Source organism: Klebsiella oxytoca (genome assembly GCF_009707385.1).
In the GTDB taxonomy this organism is placed as follows: Bacteria; Pseudomonadota; Gammaproteobacteria; order Enterobacterales; family Enterobacteriaceae; genus Klebsiella; species Klebsiella oxytoca_C.
The window spans coordinates 536,165-561,597 of sequence record NZ_CP046115.1 but is presented as its reverse complement, the minus strand read 5'-3'; the positions used below and the strand labels follow the sequence as shown (position 1 = coordinate 561,597).

Annotated in this window: 20 protein-coding genes; 10 read left to right on the top strand and 10 right to left on the bottom strand. The window is 54.0% G+C overall.

The features are described from left to right. Window positions 1-14: 14 nt before the first annotated feature. Complete coding sequence (gene pmbA, locus GJ746_RS02630; protein WP_154678808.1) at window positions 15-1,367, bottom strand: metalloprotease PmbA; 1,353 nt, start codon at window positions 1,365-1,367, stop codon at window positions 15-17. Window positions 1,368-1,461: 94 nt separating this feature from the next. Between pmbA and yjgA the strand changes: the two genes are divergently transcribed. From yjgA to GJ746_RS02615, 3 genes are all read left to right on the top strand, one after another. Continuing rightward, window positions 1,462-2,013, top strand: coding sequence for a ribosome biogenesis factor YjgA (gene yjgA / locus GJ746_RS02625; RefSeq protein ID WP_154678807.1), 552 nt, complete (start codon window positions 1,462-1,464; stop codon window positions 2,011-2,013). Window positions 2,014-2,518: 505 nt separating this feature from the next. After that, complete coding sequence (locus GJ746_RS02620) at window positions 2,519-4,030, top strand: CoA-acylating methylmalonate-semialdehyde dehydrogenase (RefSeq protein ID WP_154678806.1); 1,512 nt, start codon at window positions 2,519-2,521, stop codon at window positions 4,028-4,030. Between the two features lie 204 nt (window positions 4,031-4,234). Continuing rightward, window positions 4,235-5,377 (top strand): iron-containing alcohol dehydrogenase, encoded by a 1,143-nt coding sequence (locus GJ746_RS02615; RefSeq protein WP_154678805.1) that lies wholly within the window; start codon window positions 4,235-4,237, stop codon window positions 5,375-5,377. A 220-nt stretch (window positions 5,378-5,597) separates the two neighbouring features. Here GJ746_RS02615 and GJ746_RS02610 read toward each other — a convergent pair whose 3' ends face one another. Both GJ746_RS02610 and mpl read right to left on the bottom strand, forming a co-directional pair. Beyond that, window positions 5,598-6,128: a GNAT family N-acetyltransferase gene (locus GJ746_RS02610; protein WP_154678804.1), complete on the bottom strand. Its 531-nt coding sequence runs from the start codon at window positions 6,126-6,128 to the stop codon at window positions 5,598-5,600. A gap of 63 nt (window positions 6,129-6,191) precedes the next feature. Further along, a complete protein-coding gene (gene mpl, locus GJ746_RS02605; RefSeq protein WP_154678803.1) occupies window positions 6,192-7,565 on the bottom strand; it encodes a UDP-N-acetylmuramate:L-alanyl-gamma-D-glutamyl-meso-diaminopimelate ligase in 1,374 nt (457 codons plus the stop codon). A gap of 175 nt (window positions 7,566-7,740) precedes the next feature. Between mpl and fbp the strand changes: the two genes are divergently transcribed. After that, a complete protein-coding gene (gene fbp / locus GJ746_RS02600; RefSeq protein ID WP_154678802.1) occupies window positions 7,741-8,739 on the top strand; it encodes a class 1 fructose-bisphosphatase in 999 nt (332 codons plus the stop codon). A gap of 43 nt (window positions 8,740-8,782) precedes the next feature. Here fbp and yjfF read toward each other — a convergent pair whose 3' ends face one another. The 4 genes from yjfF to ytfQ form a co-directional block, all read right to left on the bottom strand. After that, entirely contained in the window at window positions 8,783-9,769 is a 987-nt protein-coding gene (gene yjfF / locus GJ746_RS02595) for a galactofuranose ABC transporter, permease protein YjfF (protein ID WP_154678801.1), read from the bottom strand. Next, window positions 9,756-10,781 carry a galactofuranose ABC transporter, ATP-binding protein YtfT gene (ytfT, locus tag GJ746_RS02590; protein WP_154678800.1) on the bottom strand — a complete coding sequence of 342 codons (1,026 nt, stop codon included), beginning with the start codon at window positions 10,779-10,781 and terminating at the stop codon, window positions 9,756-9,758. Before ytfT ends, yjfF begins: the two co-directional genes overlap by 14 nt. Window positions 10,782-10,791: 10 nt before the next feature. Then, complete coding sequence (ytfR, locus tag GJ746_RS02585) at window positions 10,792-12,294, bottom strand: galactofuranose ABC transporter, ATP-binding protein YtfR (protein ID WP_154678799.1); 1,503 nt, start codon at window positions 12,292-12,294, stop codon at window positions 10,792-10,794. 182 nt (window positions 12,295-12,476) lie between these two features. Next, window positions 12,477-13,433 (bottom strand): galactofuranose ABC transporter, galactofuranose-binding protein YtfQ, encoded by a 957-nt coding sequence (gene ytfQ, locus GJ746_RS02580; protein ID WP_154678798.1) that lies wholly within the window; start codon window positions 13,431-13,433, stop codon window positions 12,477-12,479. A 403-nt stretch (window positions 13,434-13,836) separates the two neighbouring features. Between ytfQ and ppa the strand changes: the two genes are divergently transcribed. From ppa to GJ746_RS02550, 6 genes are all read left to right on the top strand, one after another. Further along, complete coding sequence (ppa, locus tag GJ746_RS02575; RefSeq protein ID WP_038636623.1) at window positions 13,837-14,364, top strand: inorganic diphosphatase; 528 nt, start codon at window positions 13,837-13,839, stop codon at window positions 14,362-14,364. Between the two features lie 75 nt (window positions 14,365-14,439). Next, window positions 14,440-15,633, top strand: coding sequence for a hypothetical protein (locus GJ746_RS02570; RefSeq protein ID WP_154678797.1), 1,194 nt, complete (start codon window positions 14,440-14,442; stop codon window positions 15,631-15,633). Continuing rightward, entirely contained in the window at window positions 15,633-16,922 is a 1,290-nt protein-coding gene (locus tag GJ746_RS02565; protein ID WP_154678796.1) for a WD40/YVTN/BNR-like repeat-containing protein, read from the top strand. Before GJ746_RS02570 ends, GJ746_RS02565 begins: the two co-directional genes overlap by 1 nt. Before the next feature lie 44 nt (window positions 16,923-16,966). After that, window positions 16,967-17,899: a DUF2167 domain-containing protein gene (locus GJ746_RS02560; RefSeq protein ID WP_154678795.1), complete on the top strand. Its 933-nt coding sequence runs from the start codon at window positions 16,967-16,969 to the stop codon at window positions 17,897-17,899. 3 nt (window positions 17,900-17,902) lie between these two features. After that, complete coding sequence (locus GJ746_RS02555) at window positions 17,903-18,544, top strand: hypothetical protein (RefSeq protein WP_154678794.1); 642 nt, start codon at window positions 17,903-17,905, stop codon at window positions 18,542-18,544. 242 nt (window positions 18,545-18,786) lie between these two features. Further along, entirely contained in the window at window positions 18,787-19,209 is a 423-nt protein-coding gene (locus GJ746_RS02550) for a hypothetical protein (protein ID WP_154678793.1), read from the top strand. A gap of 168 nt (window positions 19,210-19,377) precedes the next feature. Here the strand turns inward: GJ746_RS02550 and GJ746_RS02545 are convergent, their stop codons facing one another. The 3 genes from GJ746_RS02545 to tamA are packed head-to-tail and all read right to left on the bottom strand — an operon-like array spanning window position 19,378 to window position 25,231. Next, window positions 19,378-19,722, bottom strand: a complete 345-nt coding sequence (locus GJ746_RS02545; protein WP_154678792.1) for a gamma-glutamylcyclotransferase — start codon at window positions 19,720-19,722, stop codon at window positions 19,378-19,380. A 2-nt stretch (window positions 19,723-19,724) separates the two neighbouring features. Continuing rightward, the gene (tamB, locus tag GJ746_RS02540) at window positions 19,725-23,501 is read right to left on the bottom strand and encodes an autotransporter assembly complex protein TamB (protein WP_154678791.1); all 3,777 of its coding nucleotides are present in this window, start codon (window positions 23,499-23,501) and stop codon (window positions 19,725-19,727) included. Next, complete coding sequence (gene tamA / locus GJ746_RS02535; protein WP_154678790.1) at window positions 23,498-25,231, bottom strand: autotransporter assembly complex protein TamA; 1,734 nt, start codon at window positions 25,229-25,231, stop codon at window positions 23,498-23,500. Before tamA ends, tamB begins: the two co-directional genes overlap by 4 nt. Window positions 25,232-25,433 lie beyond the last annotated feature (202 nt).

Here is a 25,433-nt window from a genome sequence, read left to right as displayed (position 1 = left end):
TTATTATACAGGTATTATTGCCCGGCGATCTTCATCTCCGGCAGCAGCACGGAACCACACTGAATGTTGCTGCGCGTTTCGATATCGTCGCCGATAGTCACGATATTACGCCACATATCTTTCAGATTTCCTGCAATGGTGATCTCACTGACGGGATACTGAATTTCGCCGTTTTCTACCCAGAAGCCGGATGCGCCGCGTGAGTAGTCGCCGGTGACGCCGCTTACACCCTGCCCCATCAATTCCGTTACGACAAGACCGGTGCCCATCTCTTTAAGCAACTTTGCAAAACCCAGGCCACGGCCTTTGATACGCCAGTTGTGAATGCCGCCCGCGTGGCCGGTGCTCTTAAGCCCTAGCTTGCGCGCCGAGTAGTTAGTCAGTAGCCACTGGGTCAGCACGCCGTCTTTAATAATATCGCGACGTTCCGTGCGTACGCCTTCACTATCAAACGGGGTAGAGGCCAGCCCTTTAAGCAGATGCGGATGCTCTTCAATGGTCAGCCACTCCGGCAGTATTTGGCTACCCAGAGCATCGAGCAGGAAAGTGGATTTACGATAAACCGAGCCCCCGGCAATGGCCCCGACGAGATGACCAAACAGACCGGTCGCGACTTCGTTAGCGAAAATCACCGGCGCTTTCATCGTCGAGAGCTTACGCGGGGCCAGGCGGGACAACGTGCGGCGGGCGCACTCTTCGCCAACCCACTCCGGTGATTGCAGATCTTCAAGCGCGCGTCCAATGGTGTAGGCATAATCGCGCTCCATATCGCCATTCTCTTCGGCGATCACGCAGCTGGAGAGCGAATGGCGGGTTGAGCAGTAGCTCTGCAGCATACCGTGGCTATTGCCAAATACTTTAATGCCGTAGTGGCTGTTAAAGCTGCCGCCTTCGGTATTGCTGATGCGTTTATCCGCTTTCAGCGCCACCTGTTCAGCGCGGGAGGCGAGCTCGATGGCTTCATCCGGAGAGACTTCCGCCGGATGGAACAGGTCAAGATCCGGGGCCTCAAAGGCCAGCAGATCTTTATCCGCCACGCCCGCGCACGGATCCGGCGAGGTGTAGCGGGCAATGTCCAGCGCCGCCTGCACCGTGCGGGCGATGGCCTGCGGGCTAAGGTCGGTCGAAGACGCGCTGCCTTTACGGTTCTGGTGATAAACGGTGATGCCGAGAGCACCATCGCTATTGAATTCTACGTTCTCCACTTCACCGTAGCGGGTGCTCACACCGATCCCGGTGGTTTTGCTGACGGAGACTTCCGCACCGTCGGATTTGCCTGCCGCCAGTTCCAGCGCCGTGGTCACGGCCTCTTCCAGCGTCTTGCGCTGTTGTGCAACTTGAGAGATGACTTTCATCGCTAATGCCATAATGTAAGAAGGAGTTAACTGAAGTCTAACAGAGAACCGTTTTTCAGTGCGCCCCTTAACTGGTAACATTAGTCTCTTTTTTAAGGAGCCTGAGATGACAAAGCAGCCCGAAGACTGGCTCGACGACGTCCCTGGTGATGACGTCGAAGATGAAGACGATGAAATTATCTGGGTCAGTAAAAGTGAAATTAAGCGCGACGCCGAAGAACTGAAGCGTCTTGGCGCGGAAATGGTAGAGCTGGGAAAAAACGCGCTGGATAAAATCCCTCTGGATACCGATCTGCGCGACGCTATTGAGCTCGCCCAGCGTATCAAGAAAGAAGGCCGCCGCCGCCAGCTGCAGCTGATTGGTAAAATGCTGCGCAACCGCGACGTCGAGCCGATCCGTCAGGCGCTGGACAAGCTGAAGAACCGCCACAACCAGCAGGTTGCGCTGTTCCACAAGCTTGAGCAGATCCGCGATCGTCTGATTGATAATGGTGATGAAGCCGTTGCTGAAGTGCTGAATCTGTGGCCAGACGCCGACCGTCAGCAGCTGCGTTCGCTTATCCGCAACGCCAAAAAAGAGAAAGAAGGCAACAAGCCGCCGAAGTCCGCGCGTCTTATCTTCCAGTACCTGCGTGAACTGGCCGAAAGCGAAGGCTAACCCTCAATGACTCCCCGGATGACGGCTTTCGCCCGATCCGGGCGACCAAACTTCTCTTACAAAGCGGCATAGCCGCTGATAAATTTGCACTTTCCATCTCTTTTTGAACTTTTAATTTCATAGTTAATTTTTAGTTAACTTTTATTTCACATAAAAGCTCATCTCTCCTGAACAATCTTTCACTCCCCCGTTGCAGGACCTGAATAAAACAACAAGCATCCATTTGTTTTTATTTGCTTAAATAAAAAGACGCTGCATTAAAGCATCGATACCAACAGCAGTTTCCTTATCTTTGATCCATCTCTCAAAACGGTTTTTGTATTTCATACATTATGATAATGAAAAATAAATTTCATTAATAACCAAAATCACATCGTGATGAGCACATTCACGCCCGCCGGGTCCGTCAATGAAACCAGGCGTCTGCAGTGGCGGAAGGGTTGGCGTCATTACCGTTTAGGCACATGTTTTACTTAATAAAATTCAATCTCTCATGGAGAAAAATATGACTACTGTACCAAGATTGAAATATTTCGTTGATGGTCAATGGCGCGTTTCGCAGACCGAACGCTATATGGACGTCTATAACCCAAGTACCGGGGAAGTCATGGCTCAGGCTCCCTGCTGCACCGAGCAAGAAGTACTGGATGCCGTTGCTGCAGCGCGCAAAGCCTTTCCAGCATGGGCAGATACTCCAGCGATTAAACGCTCGCAAATCATGTTCCGCGTTCGCGAATTATTGATTCAGCATCAGGAACGCTTAACCGAACTGGTGGCAAAGGAAAACGGCAAAGCCTGGGGCGACGCTCAGGGCGATGTATTAAAAGCGAAAGAAGGCACCGAACTTGCCTGCTCGATTCCCACTTTGATGGCCGGAGAAAACCTGATGGACGCCTCTGCCGGGATCGACACCAATCTTTACCGTGAACCCATTGGCGTGTTCGCTGGTATTGTGCCGTTCAACTTCCCTGCCATGATCCCCATGGGTTGGATGGCGCCACTCTGCGTCGCCTCCGGTAATACGATGGTGATTAAAGCGGCCAGCATGACGCCGATGACCTGTATGGAAATCACCAAACTCTATCAGGAAGCAGGCGTACCGGACGGCGTTATTAACGTGGTGACCTGTTCACGTAACGAAGCCGACATCTTGCTGACCCATCCGGACGTCAACGGCGTCTCCTTCGTCGGCTCCACTTCCGTCGGCCTGCACGTTTACTCCAAAGCCGCCGCTCACGGTAAACGCGTTCAGGCGCTGTGCGAAGCGAAAAACCATGCTCTGGTGCTGGCCGATGCGCCAATTAATCGTACCGCCGCGGGGATTATCAACGCCGCGTTCGGCTGCGCGGGCGAACGCTGCATGGCGCTGCCGGTAGTGGTGGTGCAGGAAGAGATCGCCGATAAGCTGATTGCCGCCGTCGTTGAAAAAGCCAGGCAGCTGAAAATCGGCCCCGGCTATCTGCGCGATACCGATATGGGGCCGGTGATTTCTAAAGACCATAAGCAGTCGGTGATCAACTGGATTAATAAAGGCGTCGAAGAAGGCGCGAAGCTGGTGCTGGATGGCCGCAATATTAAGGTGCCGGGCCAGGAGAACGGCTTCTACGTCGGGCCTACCGTGCTGGATGACGTAACTGAAGAGATGAGCGTCGGAACCCTGGAAATTTTCGGACCGGTACTCTGCTTTAAGCGGGTAAAAACCTTCGAGGAAGGTCTGCAGCTAATGAACAATAACCCGTTTGCCAACGGCTCGGTTATTTTCACCCAAAGCGGTTATTACGCCCGCGAATTCCAGAAACGCACCCACGGCGGCATGGTCGGTATTAACGTTGGTATCCCGGTGCCGGTTGGCGTCTTCCCTTTCTCTGGCCATAAGCAGTCTTTCTTCGGCGACCTGCACTGCCTGGGTAAAGACGGCGTACGTTTCTATACGGAATCAAAATGCGTGACCTCGCGCTGGTTTGATGAAGAAGAAGCAAAACGCGAAAAAGTCGATTCCTGGGACGGTACGATTTAATAGCTGCCTAATCCCAGAATGATTCGGGCTGGAGCCAACGCCCAGGCCACTTAAAAGATGGTGGTATAAAAGAAACAACTCCCTCCAGATATTGCTCCGGCAATATCTGGAGCATTAATTCGATTTTTTTACTCTGCACGCATCGCTGAATTGTAAATGACGAATGCACACTAAAAAAATCCTTAATATTAAATGGAGTTACCTATGACTCAGGCCTTTTCAATTCCTCGCAGTATTATTTATGGCGAAAACGCTTTAGAACATCTTGCTACGCTGAGCGGAAAAAAAGCCGCATTAGTCACCGGCGGAAGTTCAATGAAGCGTTTTGGCTTTCTGGATAAAGCCGTCAATGAACTCAATAAAGCGGGTATGGAATGCATTGTTATCGATAATGTTGAACCTAACCCGTCAATTAAAACCGTCTGGCGCGGAGCCAAAGAGATGCAGGCCTTTGCGCCGGACTGGATCGTCGCGATTGGCGGCGGTTCTGCGCTTGATGCCGCGAAGGTCATGTGGTGTTTCTATGAACATCCGCAGCTGAAGTTTGAAGATATTATTCCCGTCGGTTCAATGCCGCCGCTGCGTAATAAAGCCCGGTTTGTGGCGATTCCCTCCACTAGCGGTAGCGCCTCTGAAATCACCGCATTTTCGGTGATTACCGATACGGCCAATCATATTAAATACCCGATTGTTGCTGCCGATCTGGTGCCGGATATCGCCATTCTCGACCCAACCATTCCGGCAAAAATGCCGGCGCACGTTACCGTTCACACCGGTATGGACGTTCTCACCCATGCGATTGAAGCCTACGTCTCCACCGCAGCCAACTCTTTTACCGACCCCTATGCGCTGGAAGCGATTCGGCTGGTGTTTAAGTATCTGGAAACCGCCCGGCGGTCGCCTGATAATTTAAACGCCCGTATGCATATGCACAATGCGTCCGCGCTGGCGGGAATCGCCTTTACCAATGCTTCCCTGGGATTAGTCCATTCGATGGCGCATAAAATTGGCGGTGAGTTTGGTATTACCCATGGCCTGGCAAATGCGATTATGTTGCCTTATATCATTCAATATAATGCGAGATTCACCAAAAAATACCGTCAGTTGGAAGCGGCATTAGGTATTAATAACCTGATTGAAGAAATCAACGCGCTGAATCAACGTCTGGGCGTGCCGAAAACGCTCAGCCAGTGTGACGAAGTTGAAATTAATGAAGTAACCTTTGTTAATGTCCTCGACAGAATGAGTAGCCATGCCGTCGACGATCCCTGTACGTTAACTAACCCTAACTATCCGTCCGTTCAGGATGTAAAAGGACTTTATACCAAAGCGTTCTACGGCGCCTGAGCGCTACGCCGCAGCGTTTTTGGTCAACGGTAAGCCACGCCAAATGGGGCTGTATGGTTAGCCAAATCCTACAGCCTTATCTTTTTACCGCCGCCAGTTCTCTGACTTTATTCAAAGCCGAATTGATAAAACCATATCTAATAAAATCGTCTACGTTCAGCAAATCAATTTAATTGTATGGTGAAAAGAGGTTCAAATCTCATTTAAAAGACGCATTCATCTATTGAGGGAGGTCCATGACCACCTGACTCAGGTCCTGCGCAAAACGCTGATACTGCGCTTGATTAATCGGCTGCGGGTAGCTCAACACGATCAATTCATGATCGGCGATTCCTTGATGATAGGTCGGATGGCAATGAGCCCAGGGATTCGCGTGAAAGCCCATCGTTTCATAAAAGCGCAGGCGTTTATGAGCAATGTCGCTGATGAGAGGGTCAATTTCCAGAATGGTCAGCGGCGCACGCTGAAGTATTTCAGCCAGGAGCTGCTTACCGTAGCCGCGCGAGCGTAACGTCACGTCGATGGCCAGATGCTCTATGTAGCTACAGCCAGCGAACCGCCAGCAGCCGCTCAGGCCGATAAACAGGCCATCATCAAACCAGGCTTCCAGAATATACTGCGGGTTATCAAGCGCCTGCCGTTTGGCAGCGGCTTCACGCTGCTCGTGCCACGGGAAAGCCCTGCAGTAGAGGGCGTCCAGCGCGGGGAAACAGATGGATTCGGTAGAGGTGACTCTTTGTGAAATCAACATGAACAATCCTGGTCACAACAATATCCGCCCTCATGCGCAGGGCGGATAAACGAGGGGGATGGCCTACTCGGCCGCCTCGGCTTTTTTCGCCAGCTTATCGAGTAGCTTCTGATGAATACCGCCAAATCCGCCGTTGCTCATCACCAGAATATGGTCGCCAGGATGCGCGGTTTTAACAATCATATCCACCAGCGTATCGACATCTGCGCTCCAGTGCGCGGGCTGTACGCAGGCGTCAGCCACTTCAGCAACCTGCCACGGAATATGCTGCGGCTGCAGCAGAAAGACTTCATCCGCACGCCCGAGAGAAGGCGCCAGATCGTCTTTGCAAATGCCCATTTTCATGGTGTTGGAACGAGGTTCAAGCACGGCAAGAATACGCGCGGTACCGCCGACTTTACCGCGCAGCGCCTGCAGGGTCGCCAGAATCGCCGTCGGGTGGTGGGCAAAATCGTCGTACACGGTTATGCCGTTGACTTCGCCACGAAGCTCCAGACGACGGCGGGCGTTGATAAAACTCCCCAGCGCGTTGGCGGCATCAGCAGGCTGAACGCCGACATGGCGGGCGGCGGCAATCGCCATCAGGCCGTTATGCATATTATGCTCGCCGACCAGATCCCACTTCACTTCGCCAACTTTCTCGCCGTCCAGCCACACTTCCCAGGAGGAAGCATCGGTAGTCAGCTTTTTCGCCTGCCAGTGCCCCTGCTCGCCGACCAGCTCCTGCTCGCTCCAGCAGCCCATCGCCATGGTCTGTTTCAGGTTGATATCGTTCTCCGGCAGGATAATTTTGCCTTTGCCCGGGACGATACGCACCAGGTGATGGAACTGCTTCTGGATGGCTTTCAGATCGTCAAAGATATCCGCGTGGTCGAACTCAAGATTATTAAGAATCAAGGTACGCGGGCAGTAATGAACAAACTTGGAGCGCTTATCGAAGAAGGCGCAGTCGTATTCATCCGCTTCAATCACGAAGAACGGGCTGTCGCCAAGGCGCGCGGAAACATCAAAGTTGCCGGAAACGCCGCCGATAACAAAGCCCGGCTTGTAGCCGCAGGCTTCGAGGATCCAGGTCGCCATTCCGGCGGTGGTGGTTTTCCCGTGCGTTCCGGCAACCGCCAGCACCCAGCGATCGCGCAGGACAAAGTCGTGTAGCCACTGCGGACCTGACATGTACGGGATGTTATTTTCCAGCACCGCTTCCACGCACGGGTTACCGCGCGTCATCGCGTTGCCGATAATCACCAGGTCCGGCTGCGGATCCAGCTGACTGGCATCATATCCTTGAATTAACTCAATTCCCTGGGTTTCCAGCAGGGTACTCATCGGCGGATAGACGTTCGCATCCGACCCCGTTACCTCATGACCGAGGGAACGCGCCAGCATCGCCAGCCCCCCCATAAAAGTGCCACAGATTCCTAAAATATGAATGCGCATTCGTCATTTCCTTCTCTTATCTGGAGCACAGTTTACCGGGATGTTGGGCGGGAAAGAAATGCATTTAAGGCGAATCCGTATTTTGCTGGCGCGATTCACCTGTGCGAGTTTTTTTTATTCTTTGTTAAGATTGTTATGTTCGTTTTACTTCACATAAACATGCAGGGAACGGGTTATGAAAACGTTAGGTGAATTTATTGTCGAAAAGCAGCATGAGTTCTCTCACGCAACTGGCGAACTTACTGCTTTATTATCGGCGATAAAGTTAGGCGCCAAGATCATCCACCGCGATATCAATAAGGCCGGTCTGGTCGATATCCTGGGTGCCAGCGGTGCTGAAAACGTTCAGGGCGAGGTGCAGCAAAAACTCGACCTGTTTGCCAATGAAAAGTTGAAAGCCGCACTGCGAGCACGCGATATTGTTGCCGGGATCGCCTCTGAAGAAGAAGATGAAATCGTCGTCTTTGAAGGATGTGAACATGCCAAATACGTTGTGCTGATGGACCCGCTGGATGGATCCTCTAACATCGACGTTAACGTCTCCGTCGGGACAATTTTCTCTGTCTACCGCCGCATTACGCCGGTGGGCACCCCTGTAACCGAAGAAGATTTCCTGCAGCCGGGTAACCGGCAGGTCGCCGCGGGCTATGTGGTTTATGGTTCCTCGACGATGCTGGTTTATACCACCGGCTGCGGCGTCCACGCCTTTACCTATGACCCCTCTCTTGGCGTCTTCTGCCTGTGCCAGGAGCGCATGCGCTTCCCGGAAAAAGGCAATACCTACTCGATTAACGAAGGCAACTACATCAAGTTCCCGATGGGTGTGAAGAAGTACATCAAGTACTGTCAGGAAGAAGATAAAGAGACCCAGCGCCCGTATACCTCGCGCTATATCGGCTCTCTGGTGGCGGATTTCCACCGCAACCTGCTAAAAGGCGGGATCTATCTCTACCCGAGCACCGCCAGCCACCCGGACGGAAAACTGCGTCTGCTGTACGAGTGCAATCCGATGGCGTTTCTTGCGGAACAGGCTGGCGGCAAAGCCAGCGACGGAAAAGAACGCATTCTGGATATCGTGCCGCATAGTCTGCACCAGCGCCGCTCTTTCTTCGTCGGCAACAACCATATGGTTGAAGACGTCGAGAACTTTATTAAAGAGTTCCCGGACGCGTAAAGCTTCTCTCCCCTCCCGCCAGACGGGAGGGGAAATTTCCCTGTCAATGACCCACTCGTGTTACCGGCGAACTCTGCCGATTCTCCCACAGCACCGTCAGGCCGCGCTGCAGCGCGATAAAGATAAACAGCAGGATCCCGATGGCTATCTTGGTCCACCATGAACTAAGGGTCCCGTCGAAGTTGATGTAGGTTTGAATCAGCCCCTGGATAGCGACGCCGAACAGCGTGCCCAGCACCGTCCCTACACCGCCGCTCAATAGTGTACCGCCGATGACCACCGAGGCTATCGCGTCCAGCTCAACGCCGACGCCCGCCAGCGCATAGCCCGCCTGGGTATAAATGGAGAAAACGATCCCCGCCAGCGTCGCCAGACCAGTAGACAGCATATAGATGCGGATTGTGGTGCTACGCGTGGAGATCCCCATCAGGTTCGCTGACGTTGCGTTACCGCCGATGGCGTAGACCTGGTTACCAAAACGGGTGCGGTGGGCCATAAAAATTCCGGCCACCACTACCAGCAGCATCAACAGCCCCATGGCGCTCAGACGACCACCGCCGGGGATGGTCCAGGCCAGCCCTGAAAGCGCGTCATACACCGGATGATTAATAGGGATCGATTCTTCCGAAACCAGATAGCTCACGCCGCGCAGGAAGAACATCCCGGCGAGAGTAATAATAAACGCCGGGATCTTCAGCGCATCGATCAGCAATCCCATAAACGCGCCAAAAGCGCAGCCCATCGCCAGCACCAGCGGAAATGCGATCAGCGGCGAAATCCCCCAGAAACCGATCGCTTTAGCGAGAAACACGCCGGTGAAAGCGATCACCGACCCGACCGACAGATCGATCCCGCCGGAGAGGATCACGAAAGTCATGCCAACGGCGATGATCCCGAGGAATGCGTTGTCGGTCAGGATATTGCAGATAACCCGCGTCGAGGCAAAGCCGGGGAACTGGGTCAGGCAATAAAGGTACCCCAGCACGAATACCGCCAGGGTAATCATTAACGGTAAGTTACGTTTTATCATGGCCGCGCATCCCCTTCAGTATGCTGATAAAGCGCGGCGACTGGACGATCAGTACGCACAGCACCACCACCGCTTTGACTACCTGATTAAGCTCCGGCGGGAATCCCGACAGCAGGATCCCGGTATTCATTCCCTGGATTATCAGCGCCCCCACTACCGAGAGCAGCAGGTTAAAGCGCCCGCCCATCAACGAACCGCCGCCGATCACCACCGCCAGGATGGCGTCAAGCTCCAGCCATAGTCCGGCGTTGTTCGCGTCCGCGCCGCGGATATCCGCCGCGACGATGATCCCGGCAATGGCCGCGCAAACCCCGCTCAAAACGTAGGCCAGCATCACAACGATACGAGTATTCACCCCGGCGTTTTTCGCCGCGCGAATGTTAATACCTACCGCTTCGATAAACATCCCCAGCGCGGTTTTACGGGTAAACAGCCAGAACAGCACCAGCGTGACAACGGCGATAATCACCGGCGTCGGGAACAGCAGCAGCGAACCGCTACCAAGCCAGGCCAGATGCGGAGAATCAAAGGTCACAATCTGCCCGGAGGTAATCAGCTGGGCCACGCCGCGTCCGGCAACCATCAGGATCAGCGTGGCGACGAACGGCTGGATCTTCAGTACCGCCACCAGAATCCCGTTCCACAGGCCGGCCAGCGCACCGGCTCCCAGCGATGCCAGCAGCACGACCGGCAGGCTATGTCCCGCGACGGTCAGCGACGCTGCCGTTGCCCCGGCAATCGCCATCACCGCCCCGACCGAGAGGTCAATTCCGCCGGTGGCGATAACCAGCGTCATGCCAATCGCCAGCAGCGCCACCGGCGCGGCGCGATTCAAAATATCAATCGGGCTGCCGAACAGCCGCCCCTCCTGGAGCATTATCTGGTAGAAATGCGGAGCGACCAGGCTGTCAACGACCAACACCAGCAGCAGCGCAATAATTTGCGGCATCCCTTTTGGCCAGTTAAAGCGCCGTTTCGGCTGGCCGGTTTTCGGAACAGATTGAGGCATCATCGGTTACTCCTTATGCCGCAATAGCGTTCATGATCGCCGGTACGGAAAGCTCGCTCAGAGCCAGTTCCGCCACCTGCTGGCGATCGCGCATGATAATCACCCGATCGGCGTAGCCCACCAGCTCTTCCAGCTCTGAAGAAATGACCAGCAGCGCCAGGCCGTCGGCGCACAGGGTTTCGATAAGGCGGATAATCTCGGCGTGAGCGCCAACGTCTATACCGCGAGTCGGTTCATCGAGGATCAGAAACTGCGGTTTGGTCAGCAGCCAACGGGAGAGCAGTACCTTCTGCTGATTACCGCCGGAGAGGTATTCGATCGGCTGCTCGGCGCTGGGAGTGCGGATACCCAGTTGACGAATAAAACGCCCGGCAATCTCATTTTGCTCGCGCCGGCTAATCGGCCGCAGCCAGCCGCGCTGCGCCTGAAGCGCAAGCACGATATTTTCCCGCACCGAGGCGGCGGCGATAATGCCGTCGGTTTTACGGTCTTCCGGACAGAAGCCGATCCCGAGGCACGATGCCTGATGCGGCGATCGTAGCGTTTGCGGCTTGCCTTTGATCCACGCCTTGCCGCTGTCGGCAGGTTTAATGCCGAAGATCACTTCCGCCGTCTCCGTACGTCCGGAGCCAAGCAGACCCGCCAGGCCAACGATTTCACCGGGACGAACCTGCAGATTAAACGGCGCGATAGTGCCTTTTTTGCCAAATTCCTCGAAGGCGGCCACCGGCTTGTCGCTCAGCAGAGTACGGCCCGCACGCTGCAGGGCGTTATGTTCCAGCTCACGGCCCAGCATCATCTTCACCAGCTCAATTTGCGGCAGCTCGCGGGTTTCCCGACAACCGACAAAACTGCCGTTGCGCAGAACGGTAATGCGATCGCTGACGGCGTAAACCTGGTCAAGGAAGTGGGTGACGAAAATCAGGCTGACGCCGCTATCGCGCAGCTGACGCATCAGGGTGAAGAGCATCTCCACCTCCTGGGTATCCAGGCTGGCGGTAGGTTCATCAAGAATTAACACTTTTGCTGACAGGTCGATGGCCCGGCAAATCGCGACGATCTGCTGCATGGCGACCGAAAAACGGTTGAGCGGCTCGCGTACATCAAGGGAAAAACCGTAGGACGCCATCAGCGCCGTGGCGCGCTTTTCCATCTCCTTACGCCGCAGCAGGCCAAAGCGCCTGGGCTCGCGGCCGATAAACAGATTGTCCGCTACCGACATGTTAGGCAGCAGGTTCACTTCCTGATAAACGGTACCGATCCCCAGCTGCTGAGCGTGGGCGGTATTTTTCGGCGAGATAGCCTGCCCTTCCAGCCAGATAGCCCCGCGATCGGCGTGATAGACGCCGGTCAGCGCTTTAATCAGAGTGGATTTACCCGCGCCGTTTTCACCTAACAGAGCCATGATTTCGCCCCGGCGCAGGCTGAAATTAACGTTATCCAGCGCTTTCACGCCGGGGAAAAATTTGCTGAGCCCTTCAGTACGAAGGATTTCCTGATGTAATTCGCCGTTCATGCTCTCCCCCACCTGTACCCTCTCCCCGATGGGAGGAGAGGGAAATCAGCCGCGCTTTAGCGACCGGTGAAATCCCGAAGGCGGCGCTGTGCGCCTGTCCGGGCTACCCGCTCCGCAGACGGCGGTGAAACTGTAGTCCGGTCAGCGTAGCGCCACCGGGAACGTGGCCTGTTTTTAGCTACTCAGTAGCCCATGTTTTTCTTCTTCTCTAACTCTTCTTTCGCCGTATCCGGCAGGTAGAGCGTCGATTTGGTGATGGTGACTTTTTCAGGCAGGGTGCCGTCTTTTTTGTATTTTTCCAGCGCGTCGAACGCCGGGCCGGCCATATTTGGCGTCAATTCAACGCTGGCGTTGGCCTCTCCGGCCATCATCGCTTTATAGATATCCGGCACGCCGTCGATAGAGCCGGTGAGGATATCTTTGCCCGGCTTCAGCCCGGCCTCTTTAATCGCCTGAATCGCGCCAATCACCATGTCGTCGTTATGGGCGTAAACCATGCAGATGTTCTTGCCGTTGTTTTCCGCTTTAATAAAGCTCTCCATGACCTCTTTACCCTTACTGCGGGTGAAATCGCCGGACTGGGAGCGGATAATTTTGATGTTGGAGGCTTTAGAAATGGCTTCAGCGAAACCTTTCTTACGGTCAATCGCCACGCTGGCGCCAACGGTACCCTGCAGTTCAACGACGTTACACGGTTTGCCATCAACGGTTTTCACCAGCCACTCGCCGATTAGCTGGCCTTCCAGCACGTTGTTCGCGGTGACGGTGGTCATGTAGAGATCTTTATCTTTGACATCAATCGAGCGATCGAGCAGGAATACCGGGATTTTGGCTTCTTTCGCTTCCTTCAGTACCGGCTCCCAGCCGGTCGCCACCACCGGAGCGATGAAGATGGCATCAACGCCCTGGGCGATAAAGGAGCGTACGGCTTTAATCTGGTTTTCCTGTTTTTGTTGCGCGTCGGCAATCTTCAGAGTGATACCGCGCTTCGCGGCTTCCTCCTTAGCAACGTTGGTTTCGGCCGCGCGCCAGCCGGATTCCGAACCGACCTGTGAAAAACCTACGGTAAGAGGGGCAGCCATGACCATAGACGACATAGCTGCGGAAACTGCCGTGACAATAAGTAAGCGCTTCCACATAAGAGGATCCTCGTAGGGTTATTGTTGGTTAAAGCCTCACCTGCGGACAAACTATAGACAATCGGAGATGTAACTGAATGCGTTACATCACACTTCAAAAAAGTTAATTAGATGTTAACTGATATGATTCACAGCAGCGGAGAGCCGGTGAGGCTTCGCGAGCCGCGCAGCCGCCACCGTTTATGACGAAATTTTGTACGCTTTGAGATATCAAACATATGCAATGAAAACGGTTACATAATTTTATTCAGGATGCAGCTATGTTTATGGATTTTCAGGCTGTATTACAGGGAGAAATTCAGACTCTGCCGACCCGTTGTGGGGAAAAAGAAGCGAAGACATTCGATGTGAGTTGGCTATAATACCGGGCACTTGTTTGCCATACATTTTAAAGGAAACAGACATGAGCTTACTCAACGTACCTGCGGGCAAAGATCTGCCGGAAGATATCTACGTCGTGATCGAGATCCCGGCGAACGCGGACCCAATCAAATACGAAGTTGACAAAGAGAGCGGTGCACTGTTTGTTGACCGTTTCATGTCCACGGCGATGTTCTATCCGTGCAACTACGGCTACATCAACCACACCCTGTCCCTGGACGGCGACCCGGTTGACGTGCTGGTCCCGACTCCGTATCCGCTGGAGCCAGGTTCAGTTATCCGCTGCCGTCCGGTTGGCGTACTGAAAATGACCGACGAATCCGGTGAAGATGCGAAGCTGGTTGCGGTACCGCACACCAAACTGAGCAAAGAGTACGATCACATCAAAGATGTGAGCGACCTGCCGGAACTGCTGAAAGCGCAGATCACCCACTTCTTCGAGCACTACAAAGATCTCGAAGCTGGCAAATGGGTTAAGGTTGACGGCTGGGACAACGCTGAAGCGGCTAAAGCTGAAATCGTTGCCTCTTTCGAGCGCGCGAAGAAGTAATCTCTCTCAGGCAGGGCGTCCGCCCTGCCTGTTTGCGGCAAGGAACGCCACCGCACCACAAGAGGAGGGAACCTTATGAAAAACACCCGCTATTTCACCCTGAATTTTCCCGGATTTACTACTTCAGCATCCGCAAATCAAAGCTATATACGGCTTGTTGATGGCGACCATGTCTTTTATACCGATATGAGCTACTTTCAGAAGCCTGAGCTATTTAAGTGCATTAAGCTCAACCAGCCGCTGCATATCGGCGCCCGCCGTCTGCCGGACGGCAGCTTCTGGATCCACTGGCTAAGCGACGGTAAAGTTCTGCTCGAACCGGCCAGACCAACGCTGAAAGGTAAACTGCTGATGTTTTTTATCGGCATATTGGCGTCTATTGCTGCCGCCTACCCTACCTACTTTTATTTTACCACGGCCTGGGCTGTAATCACCTTCAGCATCATCGCGGCGCTGGCGCTGGGAGTTGCGCTGATGGGGCTATGCAGCCTGGTGCTTCGCTTTGCCCAAACGGCACATCCCGAAATGCGCGAGCTGCTGGTGAAAATGGAACAGGCACGGCGTAAAGATTTCTCATTCTGCCAGCCGGTTCCGCTACCCTCCGGGCGCAATACGCCGCCGTTTTCCGAAGATCCTGCGCTTCCAGAGCGTTTCGTCGTTGAGGACGGGGAAATTAAAAACCTCTATTTTAAGAAATGGTCCACCGGCTCCGGGAAAACACACCGCGACTACCACGGCATCCAGTTCCAGTGCGATGTCATGCTGCTGTCCTTCTCCTGGCAAATTAGCGGTACCCGGTGGGGCCTCCACCCTCTTTTTTACCGCCGTCATCCGCCTTTTCTCGCCAAAGGCGATCGGATAACCGCCGTATATCGGCGGGACAACGGCAACGTTCAGGCGATTTATAACAGCAGCGACGGCAGCGCTTACCTTAAAACCCACCCGCTCTATCCAGGCGAACAGCAAATGTCGCTGATCTATAAATTGTTTTATAGCTTCGTTCTGCTTGCCTTCCTGTTTATCCTCGGCCTGGAGCTGAACGATATGCTGGCGACGGGCTGGGACGGTTGGAAACTCGTTGCGGACTCGATCAATATGCTTGCCTTACTGCTGGTATGCGTCGGCAGCATAATCATTGTCCTTGAGCTTTGCTGCCTGGCTATCCGCCAACTCTCGCGTCGGGTAGGCGACTGGCTGATACTGCAGCGTATAGCAAAGCGCTACATCACGCGCGCGGGAGCTAACATCACGCTCCAGGAGCTGATGTAATGTTTAGCACGATAAGACGGCGATTATTGTTTCTCGGGATAGTAACGCTGGCGGCTTTTCTGTGGTCCGCGACGTTTTCTTTTAACCTCTTTCTGGCCGATCTTCCGTGGCGTCGGCACCAGCTTAGCGGTGACGAGATTAAAGTCGAGGCGCCTATGCTCGTTAGTTTTACCAACGGCGCGCTGTTTATCAGCCACGAGCCGCTGTTTACCGTCAAAAACTACGAGCTTGATAAAGAACAACAGCGTGTTATTTATCACTACAATCCGCCGCTTGAACGCATTACCCGCCTGATGTCCCAACTGCTTAACGTCCGTCTCATTACAAAAGAGCAGCTGGAGCGCGATATTAAAGGCCGGTATACCCTATTCACGTCTTTCCGCCGTTGGGATGATAGCAATAACATCCCCCTGAACCGCATCATGTATCTGGACCGCCAGAGCCAGCTCCGGGCTTCGGCTCTGTGGCTGGGAAATATCGACGCTCCGGTCTGTTCATATCAAGGCCACTGCTATCTGGTCGCCCATGGGCCTTTCCACGCTAACAAGCTCGTCTGGTACAGCCAGGACGGCGGCATCAGCTGGCAGCAGCTGCCGCAGTGGCACGCTCCTGAAACGGAACCCTTGTCAGGGTTATATTACCGGGAACTGGTTGCTGCCGATGGTAACAAGCTATGGCTGGCGGACGACTACAGGCTTTTTGTTTCAGAAGATAAAGGGCAAAGCTGGCAAATCGCAGCAGATATTCGTCCTCTACTAAAACGCCACAATATCCTGCAGGCTGATGCCAAATCGCATTACACCAGCATCAGCAAATTACGCTGGTATATCGATAAGCATCATCGGCTACTGGCCGATGTGACCGTTTCGCTTGCGGACGATCGGGGGGAACGGCGCTTTCTCTACAATCTGGTCTCGCCGCAGCCAGAGCAGATCCTCGCCACCAATATCCGCGATATCGCCCGTTCGCCACAGGGGGAAATTTTCTTTATCAGCAGAATAAGCGCTTCACGTTACGGTCTGTATAAACTACAGGAAAACGGCGTGCCGGGGCTGGTACTTGAACATATCGATCGGTTAGGCAAAATTTATGCCGGACGCAACCTGCTGGCGGTAGAAAAAGATGTCGGCGACAGAACGCATTTGTATCTTTCCCGCGATGGCGGCAAGAAGTGGCAACGCTATAAGTTGCCGGGTAAAAACGTGGTTTTTGATGGTGCTGGCGATCGGTTTATCCGTTTCCCCGAGTATTACCGTACGCTGAACTATCAGGTCAGTACGTTTGAATAATCAGCCTGTCCCTATTTACGGAGAGTTGAGCAAAAGGAGATTTCATGGCTCAAAGAATCATAGCACTTATGCTACCGGTATTTACTGCCCTCGCGCTATTACCGGGTTATGCCAGCGCCGGGGCGTCCTTAACGCAGGATGAATTAAAGCAAATACGTCAGGATAATGATGATTTCGACGACCGCACAGAAAAAACCATCATCGCCGGACCTGCGACAATTTCATTAAATGATATTGCTGTGCTGAATTTACCAGAAAATTATATTTATGCTGAAGATATAAATACCTACGGTAAGCCCCTTGAAAATATCGCAGAATTTACTTGCACCAGATATATATCACCACGCAATAGCAACAAGAACCGGCTATGTATAAAAATCGCTAACGTGGGTTACTTAAGACTATCGGACGACCTTTCTCTTTTAAAGAACAAGGCTGAACAATTACAGGTAAGAATCCCCCCCCGACGGCTGTGGACCTTGCCCAAAACCATCGATTTTAGCTGGCTGCAGTTACCCGAATACAATCGCCAGGCGCATACCCTGACGTGGGCATATCGCTATGTTTATGATAATAAAACCCAAACACATGAACGCCCGGAAAGCTTTACCGATCAAGAGATAAATATGGTTATGTTTGGCCAGAGGCACATCATCTGGCTAACTAATGGCGATTATTATGGCGCGGAAAAATTCCAGCCACAGCTGGCCGACTGGGTGAAAAGAATAACCTTTAATAGCGCTTATCAGTATCAGGAAAATCAGGTTCCCGCCTGCGGCGATCTACCGCCAGGTGATAGCGCGCTGGAGGGCTTCGCCTACGACTATTCTGCCGATCCTGAACGCTGCTTCCCTTATCCGCTGGAATATTTAATTAATGGTTTGCCTGAGTATACCGACGGCAATAAGAACATTTATGATTTTATTTCCCGGACGCGAATGGCAAGAAAAGTCATAGGGATTAAACAGAGCTTCTAATATATGAATATAAAAAAATCTCTCTTTTACTGCCTGACGTTGGTTCTGCTGCTTACTGGCTGCGATAATATGCAGCAGGAGACTGGCTATCCGGTTACGCAACTAAAGCATCAACAATGGCTGTCGGAAATTCAAAAACGCTTTGATGCCGCTAATCGTTACGCCAATCAAGCGGTGTGTATTATTACCGGGAAGAAGCTGCAAACGGAGTTTACCTCCTGGTATCGGCCAACCGCCGGAATCCAGTGGTTTCTTCAACATGGCCTTGTTGAAGAAAAAATTGAGATAGAGGCGGGAAAATATACCCATTATTACTACCGGCTTACGGATAAAGGCGCAGCCAGTAGCCCGAACTGGCCCTATAGCCGCAGAAGTGGCCTGTGCTTCGGCAGCGTGCAGGTGGAACGCATTAGCCGGATAACCCCGACTACTGACCAAAGAACTACCGATATCGAATTTATTTATCGCATCGACAACATTCCCGACTGGGCGCAGGAAATGATGCCGCAACTTTTCCCCGATATGAAAGAAGGCAAAATAAGCGGCAGCGCCCGATTCGATATGGCGGATAAAACGCATTTACGCAGCCAGTCCGGCATCGGCAATTATTACGTCGATGAAGACAAGTTCTTCAACGCCAGTTAACAAGGATCGTACCTGTGTAATTCAAGAAAACACTCTGCGGGTTATTTATCTTCATGCTCTTCGGCTGCGACGATCGGGATTATCTGGCAGATATCAACATACAGTTGATGACCTAGACCGACAAAGCGCAGTGCTTCGCAATTCGTAAGTCGGGGATTTCCTTTCCCTGGGATATCAGGCAGCCGGAAGATCAAAGCGCCGATAGCGTAAAAACCCAGCACACGCTGGATAATCTTGTCACTTTGGGGCTGGTCGCCACGCAAACCATCGCCTATGAAAATAATAAGACGTTGACGATTAACCGCTATATCCTCACGGCTGAAGGGCGTAAATACTGGCGCAAACAAACCTCCTCATTCTGCTTCGGTTCGATAAAAGCCATTAAAACCATCGGGACGGAAGATGTGAAGGCCTGGTTTGCCGGAGGGCCGGGAAGTAAAGGCAAAAAGATCGACTATGACTATCAAATTGAAAATGTCCCCGACTGGGCCCAAAAGGATATTTTTTATCAGATGTATGATATTCAACCTCTTTACTACAGTGGCCTTACGCATTCAGCCACCGCCATCTATGATAAAGAAAACGCTAAATACCTTACCCTGCGGCATACCGGTTTAGCCGAGATCGGCTATCCGCAAATGTTCTGGCCGAAAAATTTGCAATAGCCTTACTTCCGGGTGGCGGCTGACGCCTTACCCGGCCTACGGGTTTCCAGCCGTCTGCGGGCCGGTACGCTGCCTCCGGGGAACTACGCGCTACGCTAAGCCGGGTTATAAAACCAGACGCTGCTAACCCACAAAAAACAACGCCACCCGAGGGTGGCGTTATCGTTATTAATACTGGTCTTTATCCAACCAGTTTCCGCTTTCTATCAGCGTGCAGCCCTCGACGGGGCGCTGATAGACATACATCCAGGCGCTACCGTAGGGCGTCTGAATCAGGTGACGAGCGTACTCGCCGCCTTTGGTACGCAGCGCATCCAGTTCGGCCAGCGTCGAGGCGTCAATACGATAGACTTCACCATGTACCGTGCCATCGCCGGGCACCGCGCCTGGATAGTGGCCCAGGCTGTACAGCTGATAATCATTGACACTATGATCGCCCAGCCACTGAGCGTTGGTCATCCAGTGGCTGTTGCCTTGTTTGCGTCGTAAACTGCCGTAAACAAATATTCGCATTGCTAAAACTCAAACTGATAGAGCAAATCGAGAGCCTGATCTACGCCAGACACCGCTTCCATATATAGCTTAGGCATCAGGCGATAGCGTAACGTTAACGTCGCCAGGGAATCAAAGATCCCTACCCCATATTTTACCTGCAGACCCGGCAGCACATAGCCGCTGACTACCACCTGGGAGGAGTCGCCCACTCCCTCGGTATCCAGCGCCAGATTACTTACGCCAAACGTCTCGCCGATTTTACCCACAACCTGACCACTTTGTGCAACCCCCATACCAATAAGCATTGAGGTCATTGCCGCACTATCGTTCTGTCCGCTGCTTAAACCCTGGCCACGCAGCAGGTAAGAGAGCGCTTCCTGCTGCGACATTACCGGATCGGAGAAAATCTCCGCTTTCGGCTGATCCGCAGAGCCGGTAACGCGAACGCCGGCTATCACATCGTCTTCGGTGGCATCCGGATTTCGAATCGCTTCGATGTTCAGCAGCGGCTGATCCGGCGGACCGGAGAACAGCAGCTCGCCTTTACGCACGATCAGATCCTGACCGTAGGCATGGAAGCGGCCTTCCGGAATGTTAATCTGCCCGTTAAGACCCAGCCCCTGTTTATCCTGAGCGACTTTCAAATCACCGGTCAGACGTGCTTTCAGGCCAAAAGCGTCCAGACGAACGTTGTTGCCAACGTGAATCGTCAGGTTGCTGTTGATAGGGATACCGGCGCTCTGCTGCTTAATCGGCTGCAGATTTTTATCCAGCATCACTTCATCAGATGAGACCCCAACGGCGCTTTCCGGCACTTCGTTGACGACGATACGCGCCCAGGGTACATCAACGCGGCCATCAAGGCTAAACAGGCTTGGCGTGGCGGTAAAGAGCACGTCCGGCGATACATCAAGGCGCACCATCGGCGGCACGGTTATCCGCACCCTGCTACCCTTCGCCGCAATTTGCGCACGCCAGTTGTCAATCTGCGTCCAGTCGGCATTGCCGCTGAGCGCAATCTGCCCCTGGCTGGTATTTACCGTCCCCTGCAGGGTTGAGCGGGTACCGGTGAAGTTCATCGCCAGCTGGCTCGGCTGCATATCGAACGGCATAAAGTTACCATCAATATCGACGCCATTGAGCTGCATCTGACCATATAGCTGCGGGTTCTGTACGTTACCGCCGAGCGTCAGACGCGCGTTCAGCCGCCCTTCCGCCTTCTCGCCGCGCGAGAAGATAGGGTTAATCATCGCCAATGAGAAGTTATTGATATTGACGTTGCCGCCCAGATTACGCCGCCCCTGCGGATCGGTGACCTGAAGCTGTCCATCCAGTTGACCATTGTTGGTCAGACGAATCAGCCAGCCCAGCTGGGCGCGGTTATTGTGCAGATCGGCGGTAAGGTTCAGCGTATCGAAAGCCACCGGCAGCGGTGCGTCGTTCACCGTCTGAGTCACCTTCACGTTACGTCCGTTCAGCGTCACCTTACCCTGCGGCAACCCCTCTTTCGTCGTATCCCAGCTCACATCGGCATTGCCGCTAAACACGCCGCTGGCCTGCGTCTCTTCCGGCATAAACGGCTTCAGCATCGCGAGATCGAAACGATTGAGGTTCACCACCGCATGCCCGCTCGCCCCGGCGTCGATAGTCTGCGGCACGCACAGCTCGGCGTTTGGGTTAGCCCAGCAGTGTGGTCCAATGCTGATTTTCTGCTCGAGGTTACGGTAATCCAGCGCGATGTTGCGCGTCAACGCAACCGGGCCTACCGGCGTCTGGAAACGGGTATCGCTCAGCGTCCCTTTCCAGCGCTCCTCTTTACGATCAAAGCTGCCCGCCAGCGATAGCTGGCCGGAAACCGGATCGCCCTGCACCCGCAGCTGCAGGTCGTGCTGCTTCTCGTTGCCTTTCGCGTTAAGCTGCACCAGGCTGATATTCACGCCCGGCTGGCTGATACGGTCCACGCGCACGTCGAGGTTACCGCCAATCTGGTCGGTTGACTTCACATCCCCCTTCACGTTCACCTGAGCAATGGACAGCTCCTGCCAGCGCAGCGCGCGGGCGGTAATATCCGCCAGCAGCTGCGGCGCATCGACGGTGCCGCGCACTTTCACCAGCCCCTTCGCCGTCCCGCCCAGGCCCGGCAGAGCGTTATCAAGGTGCGGCGCATCAATGGTGGCATCGAGATTAAGATCTTTGACCCCCAGTTCGCCTTTCACATCAGCGCTGTTGGGGCCTAAAGCCAGATGCAGACCGGGGATTTTCCACTGCATATAGCTGTTACCCTGCAGCGAACCGCTCACATCGACTTTGTTTTGCTTCACGTTACCGGTGATTTTCAGCTCCGGCACCGACATCTGCCAGCTGCCGCCGTACAGACTGCCCTGGGTCTTTATCAAACCGTTCAGCTTCGACGGCCAGTCCGGCACTTCTTTTGCGGTATTGATACCATTAAGCGTCAGTTCACCGCGCCAGCTAATCGCCTGCTGCCAGTCGAGCAGCGCTTTCAGCTCGGTTTTCCCCTCAAGAGCGGCGACGGTCAGCTTGTCGAGATTCACCTGCTGCTCGTTACCCTTCGCGTTGAGGGTAATTTTCGCCGGCGGCAGCGACTGTCCTTTCACCGCGGTACTGAAAGCCATGGTGTAGTCGGTCATCTTGCCGTTAAACTTCAGCAGCACGTCGTCGGCCTGGTACGCTTTCTCGCCGGTAAACGGCCAGTAGAGCTGCTTGCTTTTCAGCTCCATATCCAGCGGCAGGCCGGCCTCCGCCAGCTGCGTTTCAGCGCGTAGCGTCATCGCCACAGGACCGGCCAAATCAACGCCAAGCGTGAGCTTTTTGCGCACTTCGCCGCCTACTTTGAGCTGCACTTTTTCGCCCTTCAGCGGGTCAATATTCAGCGTGCCGTTGAGAGTGATATCAACCGGCCAGTTATCCAGCAGCTGAGCGTTACCGGACGCCGTCACTTTGCCCTGGTCGGAATCGACGTCCAGCGCATCCAGTTTCATCTGCCCATCAATACTGCTGACTTTGAGCAGCAGATTGTAGATGGTCATATCGGTATCGCCGGTCAGGCGTAGCTGCTCGCCGCGGAACTCCTGGATATTCAGATTCAGCGGTAGATGAACGTCGGTCATTTCCGGCAGCACCGGATTCGAGAACAGGTCCTTCATCGTCTCGCCGAGCGGTTTTTCTTCCGGCTGCGGGTTTTCAATTTTCGGTTCGACCACCTGCTCCTGAGCCACCTTTGCCACCTTCGGCAGCGCGATAAGCAGCCCCTGCAAAGAGGTCGGCGTCAGCGTCAGGTTTTTCTCCTGCCAGCTAAGACCGCTGGAAAAGTCGCGCACCGAGACGGCGGTATCGTCAATTTTCACGTTGACGTTATGCAGCGCAACCCGGCTAAGCGTGATGGGATAAGGAGTGGAAAGATTCAGCGGGCCGCTATCTTCTTCTTCAACCGGCGCCGCTGGCGGCATCTTGCTGGTATCGACCGCCACATAGATATCGCGCAGAGAAATATCGTTGACGCACAGGCTGCTGTCCCACAGACAGCGCAGCTTAACGCCAAGGTGGAACTGGCCGGCCGTGACCGCCACGCCCGGCTGTTCATAGCGCACGTTCTCCAGCGTCAGGTCCCGCCAGCCGCCGGTCGCCTTGCCGATTTCCAGACCCGGAACCCAGCGATCGGCGGCCTTGATCACCAGATGCAGACCGGTGGTGGTCCCCACCAGGAATCCAATAGTCCCCACCAGCAGTAACAGAAAAACCAGTGCGCCGAGGCTTATTTTCTTCCATAAACTCATAATTCAGGCCCCAGACCGATATAAAACTGTAAACCATGCTCTTCTTTGTCGCCGATCGGTCTGGCGATATCCAGTTTGATGGGGCCGACCGGAGACTGCCAGCGCACGCCAAGACCTGCGCCGGTTTTAAAGTTGCTCTCGCGGATATCGCTCACCGCTTCGCCGCTATCGACGAACACCGCGCCCCACCATTTGCCGCTGACGTTGTACTGATACTCCAGCGAGCCGGTGGCCAGCTTCGAGGCCCCTATCAGCTTACCGTCGTCATCTTTTGGCGAGATAGATTTGTATTTATAACCGCGAATGCTGCGGTCGCCACCGGCAAAGAAACGCAGGTCCGGCGGGACTTTGCTGAAGTTATCGGCCTCAATCCAGCCGAGATTGCCGCGCAGCACGAAACGGTGGCGGTCATAGAGGGTACGGATCCAGACATCCTGCGCCTGCATCACGATAAAGTTAATATCCGACCCCCACATGGTGTTGGAGTAGTCCACCGAATAGCGCTGCGAATCGCCCCAGGTCGGCATCAGGCCGCCGCGCGAGCGGGTGCGGTTCACCGACACGCCGGGATAGATCAGCATCGTGGTGTTGGTGACGTTGGCCTGGGTAAAGTGGTCGAGGCTCCAGCGCAGGTTCAGCGCGCGCTGCCAGCCGCTCGACATATCCCAGTAGCGCGAAACGGCCAGGGTGGTGGAGTCCGCTTTGGTATCGTTGAGGTCCGTACGTTTAAAGCCGCCCTGCATCAGGTAGTACTGCTCCAGCGGGCTTTTTAACAAGGGTACTTTATAGCTGAAATCGAGCTGTTGTTCAGGGGCGGAAAGGCTGAGGCTGGAAGTCAGGCTGTGGCCGTAAGAGTTCATCCACGGCTTTTTCCATGTCCCTTTGACGCGCGGACCGACGTCGGTTGAGTAGCCAACCCCGGTTTCGACGGTATTCTCTTTACGCGGAGTGACGACGCCCTGTAAAGGCAGAATTTTAGTCTGTCGGGACTTTTCAAACTCCGGCGCGACAACCACCGAACTGAACCAGCCGGTCGCCGCCAGACGGCGGTTAAGTTCGGCGAGATCCTGCGAGGTGTAGTAGTCGCCCTGCTCAAACGGCACCAAGTTTTGCAGATATTCGTCGCGAATTTGCGAGCCTTCAAAAGTGACCGGACCAAAGCGGTAGCGCTCGCCGCTGTTATAGTCGATATCCCAGAAAGCCTGATGCCTGTCGAGAGAGACGCCAAGCTGGCTTTTGTTAAACTCGCTGTCAAAGTAACCCTTACGCAGCGCGACCCGCGTAAGAGAGCTTTTAAAGCTATCGTAATCACCGTGATTAAGGACGGTACCGACAGCCGGACGCGTGTTTAACAAATCCAGATAGTCGCGGTCGGTTCGGGCTCCGCCGCGTAAAATAACTTCAGTGCCGCCAATACGCACCGGCTCGCCGGGCGTGACTCTGGCGATCAGGACCTGACGCCCCTTCGCCGGCGGCGGACGTAAATCAAAATCGATGGTTGGTTCATAGTAGCCCAGCGCTTTCAGACCTTCGCGGATAGCATCATCAACGCGCGCGCGAAAGCGCCGGTCCGGCGTGACCTCATCACTCTGGATCGTAGATAGTTGGGCGCGTACGTTTTTTTCCAGTTCCCCGGATAACCCCTCAACCTGCAAACGCACGCTCGCTGCGCTGGCGACCCCGCTGACCAGCAAAAGGCTGGTAATACATAACTGGCGGATTTGTAGCACGTTTTCTCCTGAATATCCTTGTTTCCCCCCGAAGGAAACGAAAGTGCCGCTCCACGGCTTAACAAAACCCTAACAACTAAGGGTTGAAAAATAGACGTTCACCCAAATAATTCTTATGTTTAAATCTAGACGTATTAAGCGTGTTTATTGTGTTAAAAGACACGCTTGGTTACAACCTTAACCACATTTTCTGTTTTGAGAG

Coding starts and splice junctions, on each gene's coding strand:
- pmbA (WP_154678808.1), bottom strand. CDS start 1,367: ATGGCATTAGCGATGAAAGTCATCTCTCAAGTTGCACAACAGCGCAAG.
- yjgA (WP_154678807.1), top strand. CDS start 1,462: ATGACAAAGCAGCCCGAAGACTGGCTCGACGACGTCCCTGGTGATGAC.
- GJ746_RS02620 (WP_154678806.1), top strand. CDS start 2,519: ATGACTACTGTACCAAGATTGAAATATTTCGTTGATGGTCAATGGCGC.
- GJ746_RS02615 (WP_154678805.1), top strand. CDS start 4,235: ATGACTCAGGCCTTTTCAATTCCTCGCAGTATTATTTATGGCGAAAAC.
- GJ746_RS02610 (WP_154678804.1), bottom strand. CDS start 6,128: ATGTTGATTTCACAAAGAGTCACCTCTACCGAATCCATCTGTTTCCCC.
- mpl (WP_154678803.1), bottom strand. CDS start 7,565: ATGCGCATTCATATTTTAGGAATCTGTGGCACTTTTATGGGGGGGCTG.
- fbp (WP_154678802.1), top strand. CDS start 7,741: ATGAAAACGTTAGGTGAATTTATTGTCGAAAAGCAGCATGAGTTCTCT.
- yjfF (WP_154678801.1), bottom strand. CDS start 9,769: ATGATAAAACGTAACTTACCGTTAATGATTACCCTGGCGGTATTCGTG.
- ytfT (WP_154678800.1), bottom strand. CDS start 10,781: ATGATGCCTCAATCTGTTCCGAAAACCGGCCAGCCGAAACGGCGCTTT.
- ytfR (WP_154678799.1), bottom strand. CDS start 12,294: ATGAACGGCGAATTACATCAGGAAATCCTTCGTACTGAAGGGCTCAGC.
- ytfQ (WP_154678798.1), bottom strand. CDS start 13,433: ATGTGGAAGCGCTTACTTATTGTCACGGCAGTTTCCGCAGCTATGTCG.
- ppa (WP_038636623.1), top strand. CDS start 13,837: ATGAGCTTACTCAACGTACCTGCGGGCAAAGATCTGCCGGAAGATATC.
- GJ746_RS02570 (WP_154678797.1), top strand. CDS start 14,440: ATGAAAAACACCCGCTATTTCACCCTGAATTTTCCCGGATTTACTACT.
- GJ746_RS02565 (WP_154678796.1), top strand. CDS start 15,633: ATGTTTAGCACGATAAGACGGCGATTATTGTTTCTCGGGATAGTAACG.
- GJ746_RS02560 (WP_154678795.1), top strand. CDS start 16,967: ATGGCTCAAAGAATCATAGCACTTATGCTACCGGTATTTACTGCCCTC.
- GJ746_RS02555 (WP_154678794.1), top strand. CDS start 17,903: ATGAATATAAAAAAATCTCTCTTTTACTGCCTGACGTTGGTTCTGCTG.
- GJ746_RS02545 (WP_154678792.1), bottom strand. CDS start 19,722: ATGCGAATATTTGTTTACGGCAGTTTACGACGCAAACAAGGCAACAGC.
- tamB (WP_154678791.1), bottom strand. CDS start 23,501: ATGAGTTTATGGAAGAAAATAAGCCTCGGCGCACTGGTTTTTCTGTTA.